We start from the raw sequence: 17,744 nt of genomic DNA on the forward strand, positions 1-17,744 counted from the left end.
TCCCTTTTTTTTGTCCGCTCCCAAAATAAAACCTAGGTTCAGTTCCGACAAGGGAGATATCCTTGATGGAACCGAACCTAGGTTAGGCTAGATCATGAAACAATGTGGCTGATCTTACTGATTCCAGATTCGGTACAAGATGACTGCTGCTTCAGCACGAGTGAGCTGATCGTTCGGAGCAAGCTTGTCGTTCTTGCCATTCACAATCCCAGATTTCACTAGAGCTGCAGCACTGTCTTTCGCGTAGTTGGACATGCTCGCTGCGTCAGGATATGCATCTAAAGTTCCGCCAGCTTGGACTTGCATGCCGGCTGCCACCATCGCGCGTGTCGTCAGCACCATCATATCTTGACGGGAGATATTGCTGTTTGGCTTAAACGCATTGTCCTCAAAGCCAGTAGTGATGCCCAATGCCTTCGCAATGACTAGCTCATTATAATAATAAGCGGTTTGTGGGACATCGCTGAACATGGCTTCATTCGTTCCAGTGCTGTGCAATTCAAGTGCTCTGACAAGAAGCGAAATGAAGTCCGCTCTCTTAATGGAAGCTTCAGGTGTAAAGTTGTTATCAGTTGTACCTTTAATGACATCACGAGATGCCATGGTTTCAATAGCTTGTTTGGCCCAAGGCACGTTCTGCACATCCCCGAAGGTCTTGAATACCGAAGCTACGGCGTAGGTGCTGAAATGGGTTGTTTGGAAGACCACCGTTCCACTTGCCGCATCATAGCGACCATTCGGAACCGCTGTCGCCTTGCCTTGACCATCGATGTACCAAATGATGATATGATCTGTATCGCTAAGCTCTTCCGTTGTCGGTGTGTAAGGAATGGCTACCGTTACAGGCGCATTTGGGTTGTTCCATGCAATGACTTTATCGCCTGCTGATATGGTCAATTCGATAACTGGACGTTTGCCGATTTGTTCACGGGTAGCTGCATCCATGTTGTCCGTAGAGACCTTAGCTACGCGAAGGGACACTTGCTCCGCACTTTCTGTTACATTGGACAGCATGTTGCTTGGAATTTGGACTGTCGCGTCTGCTGTTTTCAATGAAATCTCAAAGGTTTCTTGTCCTTGCAGGCTTTGTGTTGGCATTTGCACTTCATATGAAGTCGCATTTGCTTGCTTCGGTACTTCGATTACGATTTGTTTCTTATCGTTTGTTGCAGATGAGGTTTTCTCAAGCGCCTTTTTCAAGTCGTCGCCCGAAATCGTACCTATCGTTCGTCTATTATCGGTTTTCAATTCAGGTTTGATCGTAACACCATCGCCACCAGAACCAGAACCAGAACCAGAACCAGAACCAGAACCAGAACCAGAACCACTGCCAGGGCCAGTGCCTGGGCCGGTGTCAGGATCAGTATCGGGATCTCCGCCGCCCGAACCGGTGTCCTTGCCGGCTAGGTTAAGCACGCCGTAAACAGACGTGTCCTGAAAGCCAGTACCGGTCGTATCGTTCCATGCGGCAACGCTTTGACGGGCACCGCTTTTAGCATCATTGATCTGTACGTCAAAACCAAGCTTCATATCGTTAGTTGGTGTTATTGTTTTCAACGGAATCTTCACTTCAACCGTGTAGTTTGTTCCGGAAATATGGGTCTCGGATTCAAATCCGGTTGCTTTACTTGCTGGATTGAATGTTTGTTCGTTGTCAAAGTTGATTCTGTATTGTCCATCATCAGCTTCATAGGACGATGTCTTTGCATTATTTTCGTCTAAGAAGATTTCGACGGAGTCTTGTTCATAGGCATTTGGGCTGCTCTTGTCGAGTTCAGCGTTGCTAACTTGAATGAGAACATACAAGTTGTGATCATCCCACAGTGCTTTAGCTACTCCGCTTGCCCCTTGCCATGCCAGCTGATACCGGTTGATCGGTATTTCAGGTGCCTGGTTCCAAGCTGTATCATCAGCTAGCCCGTCGATTGTAGGCGAAGCAAATTTGGCGGTTGACTTATTAGCTTCTGCCACGGGCTCAGGCGGATGTGCGGCCAAGAATGCAGCTGGATTAATTACGCCATAATACGCTGGTTTGGCTTGCAGATCGCTATTAAACAATTGCGGATTCTGACTGGCTCTCCAGCTCGTAGCATCATTCAGTCCCCAGAAGGTAACGCGCTCGATACTAGTAGCGTGAGCCTTAAAGATCTGGAATATTTGCGCGTATAAAGAGCCCTGAGCATTTGCTTCTTTCTCGGAAAGGCGAGAGTTGCTTCCTGCCGTAATGTCAAGTTCGGAGATGCTCACTTGTACGCCTAATGAAATAAATTTCTCCAAGGACAGCTTAACATTGTCTGGATTCGTGTTTAGATTATAGTGCGCTTGCATGCCGACGCCGTCGATGAGGAGTTTGCCAGGGTGAGTCAGCGCATAATGATCATTGATTTCTTTGACCATGCTGTAAATGGCCTGCGCTTTATTTTGATTATCTTCGTTATAATCATTGTAATAGAGCTTGATATCCCAAGTAGGATGCGCGTCCAGCACCTCTTTTGCCGCCAAGAACGCCTGCTCCACGTAGTCATCACCAATGGCAGCTTTCCAAGGTGATTGACGCAGCGCTCCATGCCAATTTGTTGGATTAGAGGGGTTATCGTTCATTGCTTCATTGACAACGTCCCATGAGATCACTTTGTTACTGTAGTGCTCCATGACCGTTTTGATATGGTTCTTCAAGTTGGCGAGAGCTTCAGCTCGTCCTAATGGGAGTGATTCGGTTGTCGTAGTCAACCAAGTAGGCGTTTGTTGATGCCATACGAGCACGTGCCCATGCAGCTTGAGTCCTGCAGCCTGAATTTTAGTAACAAGGGCATCCTCCGTATTAAAGTCAAATTCTTTATTCGCATTATAGGTCTGATCCGGTTTCATGGCATTTTCTGCTGTGACGACATTGTTATGCAGCTTGAGAAGCTGAAGTCTAACGCCATCCATATCTGCTGCCGATACCGCATTGCCAATCAGGAAATCATTGTGATAAGCCTCTTTAATCGGAGTTAAATTGGTTTGTACGGCGATTGGTGCTGAACTTTCTACAAAGCTGATATCGTCGATATAGAAAGAAGCATCTTTGCTGCTAGCGCTTTCCACGTATATGCTCAAAAACTCATCGGGTACTGTGTTATAACGGTAAGTTCCTTCGAATTTAACCCAGCCGTCTTCAGTGCTAATTGTTTTTTTGTCAATGGTATTATAACTTGCGCTTGCACTACCAACTTGTGTGGACAGCTGGAGTTGCGAGCTTCCAGGCGAGATGAGCTTGACCCAGGCCGTAATTTTATATTCGTAGCCCTTATCAACATATTTCTCCACGCGTAATGACGGTCCATGCCAAGTTTCTGCTCGTCCTTCTATTTTCAACGCGCGTGTACCGCCTTCGGAATGGTTGACTTCATTGGTGACAGTCAGCGTTTCCGTGCCTTTTCTACCTGCAAAGCCACCTGCTGTTTGATCTTCAAAAGTGATAGGGGTGAAATCCACAGCAGGGGGTCTAGGTGTCTCAACGACAGGGCCAGTGGCCACTTTTTCAGTGATTAGGATATCACCGATATAGTAAGGAACACCTGCTCCGTTCGTGTTTGAATTGATGCGCAGGGCGCTATCTTTGCTCGTATCTACAGTAAATTCCTTGGTTAGGGTGAGTGCCTTTCCGGCTTCATAATTGACGTAAATCGTATTCTGATAGCCGTTTACTGTTTGAAAACCAGCTTGTGCGCTGCCAGGTACAGTGACATCAGCGTCAACATAGACAGCTGCGGTTACAGTGTAAGTTTTACCATTTTCCAGGCCGACGTCGCTGAATTTGAAATCAACTCCGTCCCAGTTGTTAACTCTGTTGCTAACATATAAAGCTTTTCCATCAGCATTACCTGTAAATGTTTTTCCAGTGACTAGTGTCAGAGTGGCGTTGCCTGCTTTCGTGGCAAATCCTTGGCTGCTCGCAAAGGTTTCGTGATACACCTCTCTAACCGTTGTCGCCGTTGTTTGTTGGGCAGTTACGATAATATCTCCGATGTAGAAGGGCACAACTGCTCCGTTATTGTTTGAATTAATGCGCAGGGCACTATCTTTGCTCGTATCTACGGTAAACTCCTTGGTTAAGGTAAGCGCTTTGCCCGCTTCGTAATTGACGTAAATCGTATTTTGATAGCCGTTTACAGTTTGAAAGCCAGCTTGTGCGCCGCTCGGGACAGTGACATCCGCGTCAACATAGACGGTTGCGGTTACCGTATAGGTTTTACCATTTTCTAGGCCGATCTCGTTGAATTTGAAATCAGCCCCGTCCCAGTTGTTAGCTCTGTTGCTAACATATAAAGCTTTTCCATCCGCATTGCCAGTAAACGTTTTGCCGGAGACCTGTGATAGGTTAGCGCCACCTGCTTTCGTTGCTTTACCTTGGTCATTCGCAAAGGTTTCATGGTAAATGGTAATGGTCTCCGTAGTCGAAGCTGTCGTAACTGTAGTTAGCAAGCTTGTCGGTATAATTAATGCCGCAGCAAGTAAAATTAAAGCGACTCTAATGAGTTTTTGTCTCATATATGACATTCCCCTCTCAATAATCAGTCAGTATTGAATTAGTTAAGCGTTTACATTTTATTGAAAACATCTCCTTTCCAACGTAATTATAGCGTGATCAAAAACACGTTTAACTAAAGAAACTTTATATGATACTGTAATTATTAAATACAAAGTCTTCAGAGAGATAAAGAAGATCTACACCCCAGGTGCCGATTTTGAAGATCAGATGTCTACGAAGTTGCCAGTAGGTACGAAGCTATATATGCGATACAAGGTGAAAGACAGTCGGAATTGTTGCTAGTAAAAATGGGCCCCGATTACGTTGTTTATACACATAAGCCTATGTAATCTATATAAAAATGAGCAGCTTCAGCTGCCCCTCATCATCTTCTATTGAACTCGAAAACGTTGTAACAACAAGTAACCGCTACTGGTTGTCGTTCTTTTTTGGTACACGATTTTGAAATCGTCCAATAAACAACTCAATGCTCTACTAAGCAATCCATTGGTTACCAAAGTAGCTGTACAGGGTTGAGAACTGCCAATTACACGTACAGCTTTAATTCTGCGCGGGGAGCCTGCAACGGAAGGGTTTCTAGACCAACTAATCAAAACTAAGTCAGGTTGACGAACAGCTTTTACGTTTACACAAGCCATTCCAATCACCTCGTTTCTATTGAGCTTCTATATATTGAATGCATGATAGATTGGCAGTGTGCTGGACAATGGCGGAGTCGTATAGCATCGTGTAATTTCCTTTCATTTTGGATAATATAACCAGATAAAGAGATTCAGTCCTGAAGGAGGATACACATGGAGAAAGAAACGACGTCGTTGTACGAAAAGCTCGGTGGGGAAGGGGCGATCACAGCAGTAGTGGACTACTTCTATGAGCTGGTTTTGGCGGATGATACGGTCAATCACTTTTTTCGTAACACGGATATGGAGAAGCAGCGTAAGCATCAGGCTAAATTTTTTAGTTTTGCGTTAGGCGGGCCGAATCAGTACACAGGGGCGTCTATGGCCAAGGCGCATGCAGGGATGAATCTGCAGGAGGAGCATTTTCGAGCGATTGCCACACATCTACATGATGCGCTTGCTCATTTTCAAGTGGGAGCCGATGAGATCAGTCAGGTGTTGGCGAAGGTATCTACGTTGAAGGACGATATCTTACATAAATGAGTGTTAGTTAAAAAAGAGGGCTTCCCGAAAGCCAAGTATGTGGCAGGGGACCCTTTTTTTTTGCACATTAATGGGCTTGGAGGAGGTTCATCTCGTGAATACACCTGTGAAAGATGCAAAAGTGCAACCTTTTTTACCGAAGAAAGCTCTCTATCTAGAATGCGTGCGAAAGTGCAACTATTTCTGCCGAATTTATCGTTTTAGCACCTATTGGGTCCTAAAGGTTGCACTTTTGCACATATTCCTCGCTGTTGAGCTGTTTTCCTCGAAAATAAGTGATCTTTAGCAACTTTGACCATGATCGCTTGCACAGGTCATTTGCTCTAAAGCCATTTGCAAAAAAAGGGGACCCAGCCACATAGGCTGAATCCCTTTCCCATTATCGTTCAGAGCGATAAATCTCCTTCACTAAGCGATAAGCCAATTTCGGCTTGCGATACTCGCTCAGTAAGCCTTTGTTATTGAAGCTCCGCGCGCGATCGCGGAAGTAAGGACGGTCGCTCCGCACATCGACGCGAATGTCGGCGAAGTGCCAGATGAGCGTCCCGACGATGCGAGGGTCGTCGCGGAAGATTTTCAGAGCACGTGTAACGACATCCGCTTGATAGTCTTCACTGAACAGGCGAGGCTCCCAGCCTGCATCGCCAAAAATCCCCGCCGCGCCGAACTCGCTCATGATTACAGGCTTACCGGCTGCGCCTTGTTTCTCAGCGTTCTGGTAGTAGTTCTGCAGCATAGTACTAAATCCGTCGACGCTGCCTTCATACCAGCCATAATATTTGTTAATCCCGATGACATCAAAATAGGAGAGTACGATATCTTGCTCTGGATGCATAGTCGCGTAAGTGACAGGTCGGCTCGCATCCATGCTGCGGATTTTGCCCACGAAAGCTTTCGTAAGCTCCAGCGCTTCCTCAGTCCGTGTATCGATTTCATTATGTGCTCCCCAGAAAATAATGGAAGGATGGTGGTAGTCGCGGGAGATCATTTCATCCAGCATGTTGACGCCGCGTTCTCTGAAAATTGGGCTTGCCAGCGTTTCCACACTCATATAACAGCCCCACATCGGAATCTCGCTCCAGAGAAGCATACCGTGCTCGTCGAGCAGATCGATCCAGAACTGACTTTGCGGATAGTGGGAGCCGCGCACCATATTACAGCCCATGTCGAACAAAATGTCTAAATCCTTCAGCATCAGCTTAGCTGGAAATGCAAATCCCCACTCGGGGTGCTCTTCATGACGATTCACACCTTGCAGGTAAAGCTTTTTGCCGTTCAGCAAGATATCGCTTCCCTGAACTTCAACCGTACGGAAGCCAGTCCGATCGATGAGATCATCTTCACCGGCCTTGACTGTAAAGGTATAGAGTGAAGGTTGGCCAACATCCCATCTTTGAATGTCCGCCAGACTTCCACTTAGCGTGATATTCGTAGATTGGCCAGCAGCGACCGTGACATGACCAGCGGAGAGAGTGAGTCCTTCTGTACTAGCACTAACCTCAATCTGGCAATTTTCTTGGCATAAGGAGCTTACTTGAATCTGCACTTGAACATCAGCCGTGTTCCCACGTAATTGATAATCAATTTTCATCGTGTCAATATAGACATCAGGAAGCTCCTGAAGCTCAACCGAACGAATGATACCCCCATAGGAGTGCCAATCCGCAATATCTGTCGGCAGTGTTTGCCAATCGACCGTATTATCAACGCGAATCACGAGTTCATGCTTGCCTGCTGTTAGGTGTGGGAGAATCATTGAGAACTGCGTAAATCCGCCAAAATGGTAGCCAATATGTTGTCCATCAACGTACACATCTGCATGGTGAAGGATGCCTTCGAAGACTAAGCGAATATTGGCTTCTTGTTGAGTATCAAAACTCGTACGATACCAAGCCGCGCCAATATAATCGTAAGTACCTAACTCGTTATTCCAGCAGGAGGGAACGACGGATTTTCTAGTGCTCGCAGGGAATTGAGAGAACCAGCCCTCGTTAACACCTTTATTGTCAGGATCCGTGATGAAATCCCATAATCCATCTAATAGTCGGGTAGGACGCAGGTTATGCTGTTGAAAAGAACGTATCACAATATTCAAACCCCTTTCATGTATGTTTCGTAAAGCGTATCATAGAAGAAGAGTCAATTTGAATGGATAAACCTTATCGCTCTTTGTCAAAATCGCTACAAGGCAGGTGATCAATTCCATTGCATAATCATCGTATTTATCATCATCGGCTTTCCTATGAGAAGCCACCTCTACCTGGGTGGAAAGATATTCGTAATACAACGGATGTGCACTCCCTCTATTGGATTATGCGTGGCGAAGGGGAATTTCGTCATGAGCTTGATGAAGTGCCGCTGCACGTACAGGCTGGGAATTTGTTGTATCTCAAGCCTGGATTTACACTGAACATGTCATCGTCTACTGACAAGCCGTTGTGTATTAGGATGCTCTTATTCGATGTGTTTGATATTCCATATGAGCATCTCAATTGGCTGAAGCCGGTTCCCGTGGACGCGCTGCCGATCCCCTTTTATAAACGATACACGCTGGAGCAATCCGATTGGATGGAAGCTCAGTTCACACGCTTATGGTCGATGCATGGCACGGATCCGTATGAACGACAGGCCGAATTTCAGTATGTCTTATCACGATTGATCCAGTTTATGAAGGATACGGATACGTCTAGTGACCCCTACATGAAAGCCTTTCAGCAAGCGAAGTTGTGGCTGGAGACCTGTTATCATCAGCCCATTCGGCTGGAAGAGTTGGCGAAAACCTACCATATCTCCGTGTCGCAATTACGTAAAATGTTTATGAAACATGTGGGTATCTCCCCCAAGGCGTATCTAAATAAGGTTCGGAACGAGCAGGCGAAGACGATGCTCTTGCTGACGGATGAGCCTATGAAGGCGATCGCGGATGCTTGTGGATTTGCAGATGAGTTTCATTTTGGTAAAATGTTTCGAGTATGGAACGACATTTCACCGGTTCGTTTTCGAACCATGAACAAGTAGAGAGGGGCTAACCGAATTATGGGTGCCGAAATTGAGAGAAAGTATTTATTGGCCGCATTTCCTGCGGCTGAACTAGCGAATAACGAACTGAAACAAGTGTCCAAGCAATACATTTATCAAACGTACTTGGCTTTCTCTGATGATCAAGAAATTCGCGTACGCCAGCTTGTAGACAGCTCAGGGGAGTCGCATTATACGCATACCTTCAAGTCGGGACATGGCATGGTGCGAGAAGAAGTTGAATATAGCATCACCGAGCCAATCTATAAGCAACTGCTGGAGCGTACTGGATTAATCCCATTAGAGAAGATTCGCACGACGCTTGAAGCGGATGGGTTTACATTTGAAATCGATGAATATAAACAAATTGACTTGCTTGTCGTTGAAGTCGAGTTCCCTGATTTGCAGGCTGCACAGCAGTTTGAACCGCTGGCCTGGTTCGGAAGAGAGCTTGGTTCGGAGGAGGAGTTCCGCAATAAGTCGATGTGGGTCGCGTTGCAGAAGAACTAATACCTCCAGATTCATTAGGGAAGTATGAGTAAAAAACATGTTTCCCTAAAATTCTCGATAGAAGTTTTACAACAATTACTAGGTATGATCTAAGTAATGTAAGAACTTCTAAAGGAATTGCGAGGGTCATCTATGAATTTAATCCACTATTATCGTGAGCAGTTTGTCGAGTTAACAGCCCAGTTTGAGAAGGTGTGGGAGGAAGATTCGAATTATAAATTTGGTTATCTTTGGCGCTCACATATGAGTAATTCGTATAAAGAAATATTCCAAATGACACAAACAAGGCAGAAACCGCTTTATTTGATGTATGCCATTGAGCTCCCAGAGTCATATAAAAGAACGAATATTAGCGATGTGATCAAAAACGTGGCATCCGCCTATGAGCTTTCCATGTACGTGTTCTCAAGTAAAATTGTGTTAACCTCATGCGTATCCATCGAAAATTTACAACAAACATCTCTTGGCTTTATTAATCACGCGCGTGCAGAGATGATTGATTTGGTATTCTCTGCTATTAAACGAGCAGATTATGAAACCGTATAGACCTTACATATTTCGACATCTATAATAGAGGTTGATGGGCGAGGTAGCAATCCGATGAGGTGAGTACGATGTTGAAAGACCTACTAAACAATTTTTCGATTGTCGCTGTATTTGTTTTTATATCGATTCAAATTTTTTACTCTCCTAAATTGAAGGCAACAGCCAAATGGAAACTTCAGATATGGGCAGGCGTGACACACGGGCTTTTTGGGATCATGCTTGCCTTTGTCGGGGTTCGTGTGACTGAACGACATATCCTAGATTTGAAAGCGATTGCAATATTGATGGCTACCTTCATTGGTGGAGGCGTTTCGGGACTCATTACGACAGTTGTCATTATTATCGGCAGATCGATCATGGATCCTCATGTTTTGGTTCGCGTATCGATTCTTGGATTGATTATTTATGCAGGTTGTGCAGTTGTTCATTATTATATGCGAGATTTTTGGAAGAAATGGATACTGCTAATTTTATGTCCAGTCAGCGTATTATTCGTCGATATGGTTCTTATTTATAAACTTCCTGCTACTCCGCTTGTGATTCCAAATTTACTCCTGCATCTTGGGGCAGGCCTGTTCGTTGCTGGTCTATTCCGTTATTTCTTACGCTCCGACGAGCTCAAAGGGCAAGTGCGGCATATGCAGCAAGAGCTCTCGAATATTCTCCGCTTCCAACCTGGATTTACTTATAAACTCAAAAAAATACAGAATAAATTGGTTTACACGATTATTGATGGTCAATTAATACAGCTGCTTGGACTGAAGCCAGATGATTTTATTGGCAAGAATGTACAAGAGATTCCACATTTTTCGGCGGATGTTATGCATTTTTTGCAATCGAAATATGAAGAGGCTTTTGAAGGCAAGCAAGTCGCCTATGAGGTGGATTTCAAAGGTAAGGTCGTTTTCACAACGCTGCAGCCCGTATTTGAAGGTAAACAAGTGATTGAAGTCATAGGTTCGACGACAGATGTTACCGAGAGGACGCTTGCAGAGCGAAGAATTCAGGAAAGCGAAGAACGGAATCGGATACTTGTCGAGAATTCACAAGAGGGTATTCTTGGTTTCACAACAGAAGGTGAAATTACTTCGGTGAATCAAGCAGCGTGCGCTCTTGCACAAACCAGATCAGAGGACATGCTGGGTCTGCCGATGACCGCTTTTTTGCCAGCTTCTGAGCAGGCACTTTGGGAGCAGCATTTCCGGGAAGCGCTGACTTGTGGCGATAGTGTGCGGTTTGAAATCGCGATTCCGACAGGGGATGGGGTAAGGAGAGATTATCATGTCACGCTTTCAGCCTATCATCATGCGAATAGGGCAGTGAAAGGAATTGTAGGTACCATACACGACTTTACGGAAGCTTCCATGAGACATGCGGCGGATCAAGCGAATCAAGCTAAGAGTCATTTTATTGCCAAAATGAGTCATGAAATCCGTACGCCTTTGAATGGGATTATCGGGCTATCGCAGTTGTTAGGGAAAACGGCTCTCTCCGAGCATCAGAAGGATTACCTAACGAATATCACGTCATCTTCTCACACACTGTTAGGCATTATCAATGATGTTCTAGATTTCTCTAAAGTAGAAGCAGGCAAATTAGAAGTGGAAAGAACAAGCTTTAATCTGGATGAACTGCTTAAGGAGCTTTCCAGCATCTGTAGCGTGTTGACGAGGAGCCACCAGATTGAAATTATTTTCAGCACGCCAGCAGAGCTGCCTAAGCGACTTCTGGGGGACCCTCTTCGACTCAAGCAAGTCCTGCTTAACCTCTGCAGCAATGCCATTAAATTCACTAGCGCAGGCTATGTGATGCTCCATATCGAGCTGTGTACGCAGACAGTGAGCAAAGATATGATACTGAAATTTAGTGTCGAAGATTCGGGAATTGGCATTTCGGCCGACCGGCTTTCATACATTTTCGAACCCTTCTCTCAGGCAGATGGCTCAACGAGTCGTGAGTATGGAGGAACCGGATTGGGTCTGCCGATTAGCCAACATTTGATTAGTCTGATGGGTGGAGTGCTCAAAGCAGAAAGCATTATAGGAAATGGGAGCCGCTTCACGTTTGACTTGCCTTTCCAAGTTATTGAGCAAGACGATCCTGATGAGTGGGATATTGGTGAGGGACACAAGCCTTATCGCGTTATGGTTGTTGAGGATCATCCCCTCATGCGCAACAGCTTGCAGGATACCTTAGAGTCTTTCGCCCTCATCGTAACGACCGTTCCTTCCTGGGATGTGTTATTTAAACAGGTTGCCTCGCGAGAGGAAGGTGACGATGACTTCGATTGTCTCATCCTGGATATGGAGAGCGAAGATATGTATGGGATTGAGACATGGCATGCGCTCCTAACTACCATCGACAGAGATCGAACACGCATTATTTGCCTTACATCGCCTATGGGGAAAGAGGAGCTAATGTCTCTCCCCGATGAGGTAAGACCTAATGCTGTTCTAGTTAAACCGACTAGTCGACTAGAGCTGTATCAGACATTGGAATATTTATTCCATCCTAATCACCAATCCCAAACAGTTGATCTGGAAGCCCTGTCGATTCATTCAATTTCAGAGCACACATGGGGACACATTCTGTTGGTTGAGGACAATGAAATTAATCAACAAGTCGCAATGGAGCTGATCGAGGAGCGGGGCTACAAGGTCACGTTAGCAACCAATGGTCAAGAAGCGTTAGATATGCTAGAAAGAGCTGACTTTGTGCTGGTTCTGATGGATATCCATATGCCTGTCATGGATGGTGTTGAAGCAACGAGGCAAATTCGCCAGAATCCGAAATTTAGCCAATTGCCCATCATAGGGCTTACCGCTAACGTGGTCAAACAGGATCAAGAAGAGTATGTCCGTATGGGGATGAACGATGTAGTGAGCAAACCGCTGGATGTGAAGCGACTATTTCGTGTCATTCATAAGTGGATTGAGCCGGAGAAGGGATTCAAGTTGTCGGAGCCAATGGATGGGATCCCTTATTATAAAAATGTCGCTGGGATCGACTGGCAGGCGGCTTTGGCCAGAGTAGAGGGTAAAGAAAGTATTCTGCTCGTCATGCTGCAGCTATTCAAGAAGAATTATAGCGATTTTGCAGATCAGCTACGGAGTTATCAACATGAGGAGGACTGGGTAGCAGCCAAAAGAGCAGCGCATACGCTCATCGGTGTAGCTGGCAGTTTGTCGGCCGATGCTTTGCATGTGGGTGCCGTGGAGCTCCAATCGATCATTCTCCTGAGAGAGAACTACGAGAAGCAGATTGAAGAGATCGCAGCGGAAATAGAGCGCATTATCGTCTGTATTCCGGATGAAGCATAAGTCATTGCTACTATAGAACTTGTAAATTGCCCCTTAAGTTAAAACTCGTTATTCCCACATGGTGTTCATGAGGGAAGGTGAAACGACTTGAGGGGATTTTTGTGTTCATTTTTGTGTTCGAAGGTTATGATCGTGCTAATGGACACCAGAGTCGTTATGTTATCCGACACAGCCACATTCAGGTGCTAACGGTCCGTACAGCCGTTATTTTGACCACAAAGCAGGATAGTTCCCTGAAATTCATTCAATAGCGTATATTGTGTCCGTTAGCCAATCAGGTTCATTGCATTTAGCCCTATAGCGTCAACTATGTCCGTTAGGCATAAGTCATTACTGCTTCAATTGAAATGAACGATAACGTAGACGTCCTCCTACAACAGTTAGGAATTGTTTCTCAACCAATTGATGTAAAACTCGCCTTGCATGGCGATTCGAAAGCCGAATTACGTTTCCAGCAGACTTTATCATAATATTCATCCATTCCGAATACTTTTACTCAAATAACAATGCTCTCGGCCTCCTTTATTTGTCCATAAACAAACAAAAACCGTTCCAATACATAGCCCACAATGAGCTTTATGCAATGAAACGGCTTGTTCTTCACTCCGTCTAAACGCCCGAATAAGCCATAAATCCGCCATCTACAGGGATTGTTGTTCCTGTAACGAAGCGGGACATGTCGGCATCAGCCAGCCACAGCAATGTACCTAGCAAATCCTCCGGCTTGCCGAAGCGGCGCATCGGGGTATGTGCAATGATTTTATGAGAGCGATCTGTCAGCGATCCATCCTCTTTCATTAACAATTTGGCATTTTGCTCAGTCAAAAAGAACCCCGGCGCGATCGCATTCACGCGAATGCCGCTTTCTGCCAAATGAACGGCCAGCCATTTGGTAAAGTTATCGATAGCTGCTTTGGCTGCGCTATAGGCAGGAACTTTCGTCATTGGCGAAGGTGCGCTCATGGATGAGATATTGATGACCGTTGCACCGGTTTTGCCATGCATATGTTTAGTAAACACTTGAGTTGGAATTAACGTACCCACGAAATTAAGATCCAGCACATTACGGAATCCAGGAATGCTTAAATCATAGAAGGACTGCACATCAGGATTGGCCATATCCTCCATTTTGAAAATCTCATTCGTCGTATTCGCACTTGCATGATTACCTCCAGCGCCATTGATTAGAATATCACAGGTGCCCAACTGTTCCGTAACAGAAGCTGCAGCCTGCTCTACACTTTCGGCTACGGTTACATCGCATGCAACGGCAATCGCTTCGCCGCCAGCAGCTTGAATTTCGTGCACGACAGCCAACCCTTTCTCATGGGTACGATTCAGAATGGCAATGCGTGCGCCTTGTCTAGCTAATTCTAATGCCATGACGCGACATAGAACGCCAGCTCCCCCTGTAATGACAACGACCTTCCCTTGTAAGGATGGAAAATTAGTTAAACCGCTCATTAGCTGTGACAGCTCCTTTTTGTAAAGTAACTTTCTGGCGACACATCATGTCCCAAAGTCCCCATAAATACATGATACCTAAAGCACGGTCATACAGCCCGTATCCAGGTCTGCAGCGCTCATCCCAAATATGGCGGCCATGGTCCGGACGACAGAAGCCTTCGTAATTGTTTTCATGCAGCGCTTGTACAATACCGGACATATCAACTGTGCCATCCTGTGTACGATGAGAGGTCTCGATGAAATCACCATTCTCATACACGCGAACATTTCGCAGATGGGCAAAAGGAATCCGATCCGCAAATTCATGCACGATCGAGACAATATCGTTGCTCGGGTTCGCACCGAGTGAGCCACTGCACATGGTAAGCCCATTATAGGGGCTGTCATGCAAGGCTAAGAATCGACGAATATTTGCTTGGCTCGTCATCAATCTAGGCAATCCAAAGACAGACCAAGGTGGATCGTCAGGGTGAATGGCCATTCGAATACCGTGCTCAGCAGCTACAGGGATAATTTCATCCAAGAAATACTTGAGATTTGCCCAGAGATGTTCTTCTGTGACATTTTGATAAGCCTCGAAAAGCTCCGTTAAATGCGCGAGTCGCTCCGGCTCCCAGCCTGGCATGCTGAAATCAGGGTTGGCATTGATCCGCCCAACATGTTCAGCAAGGTCGAGGTTGGCAATTTTACTTTTTTCATAAAATAAAGCCGTCGAGCCATCTTCCAGCTCCTTATGTAAATCTGTCCGAACCCAATCGAACACAGGCATGAAATTGTAGCAAATAACTTTGACCCCAACCTGTGCTAAAGTGGCGATCGTTTTCTTATAATTAGCGATGTACGTATCGCGACTTGGCAGTCCTAATTTGATGTCCTCATGAATGTTGACGCTCTCAACAACCTGCATATGCAGCCCAGCACGATCAGCCTCAGCTTTGATCTTCTGAATCTTGTCCATCGGCCATTCTTCACCAACAGGAACATCATGCAGTGCCCAGACGATGCCTTCAACGCCGGGAATTTGTTTAATTTGTTTAAGAGTGACCGTATCATTGCCCTCTCCAAACCAACGGAATACCATTTTCATAGCTGCATACTCGCCTCCATTGTCATCAACCTATTTGAAATATGTGGGGAACTTCTCTTTCAATAATGCCTGATCGGAAATGCCAACTTGCAGATGGGCGCGAATCAATTGTTCTGCTTGATCTGGCTGTTGCTCTTTGATGGCGTCAACAATCTGTCCATGCTGCGCATACAGCTCATCCCAATGATGATCCGTGGCCAATCGAAGCATACGGGTGCGGTTCAAATGCACGTTAATTTGTTGAATGACCGCCCAAGTGTTCATTTTCTTGCAGCCTTCAAAAATCGTTCGATGAAATTCCTCATCAAGCTCAAACATTTTTTTGAAATCTTGTTCATCCGAACAGACTTTCTGAGAGGCTAAGTTCATCTGCAGTGAGAGGAGGGACTCTTCTGGAAAAGAGCTGCAGGCTAACCGAATCACAGCGCTTTCCAAATGCTCTCGTATGAAGCGTGCCTCATCCACCAGCTCCAAATCAATGAGGGAGACCACCGTGCCGCGTTGCGGATAAATGTCCAACAAGCCCTCCTGTGCCAATTGCACGAAGCTTTCCCGAACGGGTGTCCGACTCACATTGAAGCTGACTGACATTTCTTTCTCCGAAATGGTGGCACCTGGCAGCAGGCTAAGACTCAGGATTTGAGCCTTAAGCGTGTGATAGACGGCATCACGGGTCGAACTAATCAGTGGTTTTTTGAAAAAATCCATACCTGTCTCCTTTGGGAAATGAAGCTATTATATATACTACCATACTTGTATGGTAGTGTGGTAGTGTGGATTTTTCTATTATCGTGCATGCTCCTCTGATTGTTGCTTATAGGTAAACTCGCCGGCATCTTTTTACAGGAAACCTATATAAGTTAGAGAATTGTTGTACATATAACAGGAAAAGATGAGGAGATTAACGATGTGTTCGAATTGCCTATGGATTTGAACAAGCAACAAAAACACCGCATGCAGCCCGAGCTATCCTAACTAGGAATAGCACGAGTCACATGCGGTGTTAGTAATCATTAGTGCGTAACAGCTAAAACGTGAACCTTCTTCCAAGCCTCTAATTGTTGTTCCAACTGCGCCACTAACGTCGAGACGTCTTGTGAGAATTGCGCTCTTTCTTGCTCATTCATCCCATCCTGCTCCATGTTCAGCTCGTTTGGAGCGGGAGGAGCGGGAATCGACCGAAGCATTTGCTGCAATTTAGCTTGAAGCGGGTTTACAGCAGCAGCAGCAACGGGAACTTCAGCTTGTGGGGAAGTAACCCTAATTTCCGTTGCCGTAACGTCTTTGACTGCAACTTTTACTTCCTCAGCAGTCTCAGTAGCGTCCAGTTTCACCTTCTCGGACTTGGCAGGCGCTTTGGCCGCGACGGGCTTCGCTCTTTCTGCCCGATTGTTCTGGAAGGTGGACCAGGTTTCGATTAATTCTGGCCCAGATTTATAAAGCAACTGGCCTTTAATCCGATCAGAAATGTCCTTATCCTTAAACATCTTTGCAACTTTCTTGACATCACTGACAGGCATCTCATCGCGTGCCATGATTAATGCAAGCGGATCCCGATGCTCCATTGGCAGATCTTTCAGCGGCAGCAATTGATCTTCAGTAAGCTTGTCCTTGCGAATCTCGGTTCCAGAGACGATGAGCTTCTTAACCGCGTTCCCAAATTTGAGCAGCTCACACTTGTTTTTGATATAGGACTCGGGCTTGCCAAGTTTACCTGAAAGGTATTTAATGGAGGAACTAAACTTCGCATCATGCATGAGCTTATGAAATGCCTCGGCTTCCTCAATCGGAGAGAAGCCTTCACGCGTTAGATTTTCAGCAATCTGCTCCAGATAGATTTCCATCTCATCCGTTACCGTGGATACGATACATGGCATGGTTGGAAGACCTAGCATTTTACTTGCTTTATATCTGCGATTGCCATAAATGATTTTATATCGATTGTCAGCGGTTGTACGCACTTTAATCGGTGAGAGTAAGCCAATTTCGCCAATGCTTTTCATTAATTCTTGAAGTGCCTCTTCATCGAATTGATAACGGGGCTGATCCGTGTCCTCATCAATGAGATGTATGGCAATGTTATGTATGTCCATCTTCAT

General features: G+C 45.6%; 11 protein-coding genes. 5 read left to right on the forward strand and 6 right to left on the reverse strand.

Annotated elements, in window-relative coordinates; translation table 11 throughout:
- Positions 1 to 114: 114 nt before the first annotated feature.
- Complete coding sequence (locus tag AC58QO_RS24080; RefSeq protein ID WP_497269959.1) at positions 115 to 4,533, reverse strand: endo-1,4-beta-xylanase; 4,419 nt, start codon at positions 4,531 to 4,533, stop codon at positions 115 to 117.
- A gap of 795 nt (positions 4,534 to 5,328) precedes the next feature.
- Between AC58QO_RS24080 and AC58QO_RS24085 the strand changes: the two genes are divergently transcribed.
- Positions 5,329 to 5,697 (forward strand): group I truncated hemoglobin, encoded by a 369-nt coding sequence (locus AC58QO_RS24085; RefSeq protein WP_497269961.1) that lies wholly within the window; start codon positions 5,329 to 5,331, stop codon positions 5,695 to 5,697.
- A gap of 379 nt (positions 5,698 to 6,076) precedes the next feature.
- On the opposite strand, the gene AC58QO_RS24090 is transcribed toward AC58QO_RS24085, so the two are convergent.
- Complete coding sequence (locus tag AC58QO_RS24090; RefSeq protein WP_497269963.1) at positions 6,077 to 7,783, reverse strand: glycoside hydrolase family 2 protein; 1,707 nt, start codon at positions 7,781 to 7,783, stop codon at positions 6,077 to 6,079.
- Positions 7,784 to 7,902: 119 nt separating this feature from the next.
- On the opposite strand from AC58QO_RS24090, the gene AC58QO_RS24095 reads away from it, so the two are divergent.
- The 4 genes from AC58QO_RS24095 to AC58QO_RS24110 all read left to right on the forward strand — a co-directional run bounded on the left by AC58QO_RS24095 (position 7,903) and on the right by AC58QO_RS24110 (position 13,091).
- Positions 7,903 to 8,715 (forward strand): helix-turn-helix transcriptional regulator, encoded by an 813-nt coding sequence (locus AC58QO_RS24095; RefSeq protein WP_497269965.1) that lies wholly within the window; start codon positions 7,903 to 7,905, stop codon positions 8,713 to 8,715.
- A gap of 18 nt (positions 8,716 to 8,733) precedes the next feature.
- Positions 8,734 to 9,225: a CYTH domain-containing protein gene (locus AC58QO_RS24100; RefSeq protein WP_497269967.1), complete on the forward strand. Its 492-nt coding sequence runs from the start codon at positions 8,734 to 8,736 to the stop codon at positions 9,223 to 9,225.
- A 132-nt stretch (positions 9,226 to 9,357) separates the two neighbouring features.
- The gene (locus tag AC58QO_RS24105; RefSeq protein WP_497269969.1) at positions 9,358 to 9,771 is read left to right on the forward strand and encodes a hypothetical protein; all 414 of its coding nucleotides are present in this window, start codon (positions 9,358 to 9,360) and stop codon (positions 9,769 to 9,771) included.
- A gap of 68 nt (positions 9,772 to 9,839) precedes the next feature.
- Complete coding sequence (locus AC58QO_RS24110) at positions 9,840 to 13,091, forward strand: response regulator (RefSeq protein WP_497269971.1); 3,252 nt, start codon at positions 9,840 to 9,842, stop codon at positions 13,089 to 13,091.
- A 609-nt stretch (positions 13,092 to 13,700) separates the two neighbouring features.
- Here AC58QO_RS24110 and AC58QO_RS24115 read toward each other — a convergent pair.
- The 4 genes from AC58QO_RS24115 to AC58QO_RS24130 all read right to left on the reverse strand — a co-directional run bounded on the left by AC58QO_RS24115 (position 13,701) and on the right by AC58QO_RS24130 (position 17,738).
- Positions 13,701 to 14,555 (reverse strand): SDR family oxidoreductase, encoded by an 855-nt coding sequence (locus AC58QO_RS24115; protein ID WP_497269972.1) that lies wholly within the window; start codon positions 14,553 to 14,555, stop codon positions 13,701 to 13,703.
- Positions 14,539 to 15,645 (reverse strand): mannonate dehydratase, encoded by a 1,107-nt coding sequence (gene uxuA, locus AC58QO_RS24120; RefSeq protein WP_497269974.1) that lies wholly within the window; start codon positions 15,643 to 15,645, stop codon positions 14,539 to 14,541. The genes AC58QO_RS24115 and uxuA overlap by 17 nt, the downstream gene beginning before the upstream one ends.
- A gap of 30 nt (positions 15,646 to 15,675) precedes the next feature.
- On the reverse strand, positions 15,676 to 16,353 hold the full coding sequence (locus tag AC58QO_RS24125; protein ID WP_497269976.1) for a GntR family transcriptional regulator: 678 nt from the start codon (positions 16,351 to 16,353) through the stop codon (positions 15,676 to 15,678).
- 305 nt (positions 16,354 to 16,658) lie between these two features.
- The gene (locus AC58QO_RS24130) at positions 16,659 to 17,738 is read right to left on the reverse strand and encodes a ParB/RepB/Spo0J family partition protein (RefSeq protein ID WP_497269978.1); all 1,080 of its coding nucleotides are present in this window, start codon (positions 17,736 to 17,738) and stop codon (positions 16,659 to 16,661) included.
- Positions 17,739 to 17,744: the final 6 nt, after the last annotated feature.

It is taken from the genome of Paenibacillus sp. J31R30, from assembly GCF_059692115.1.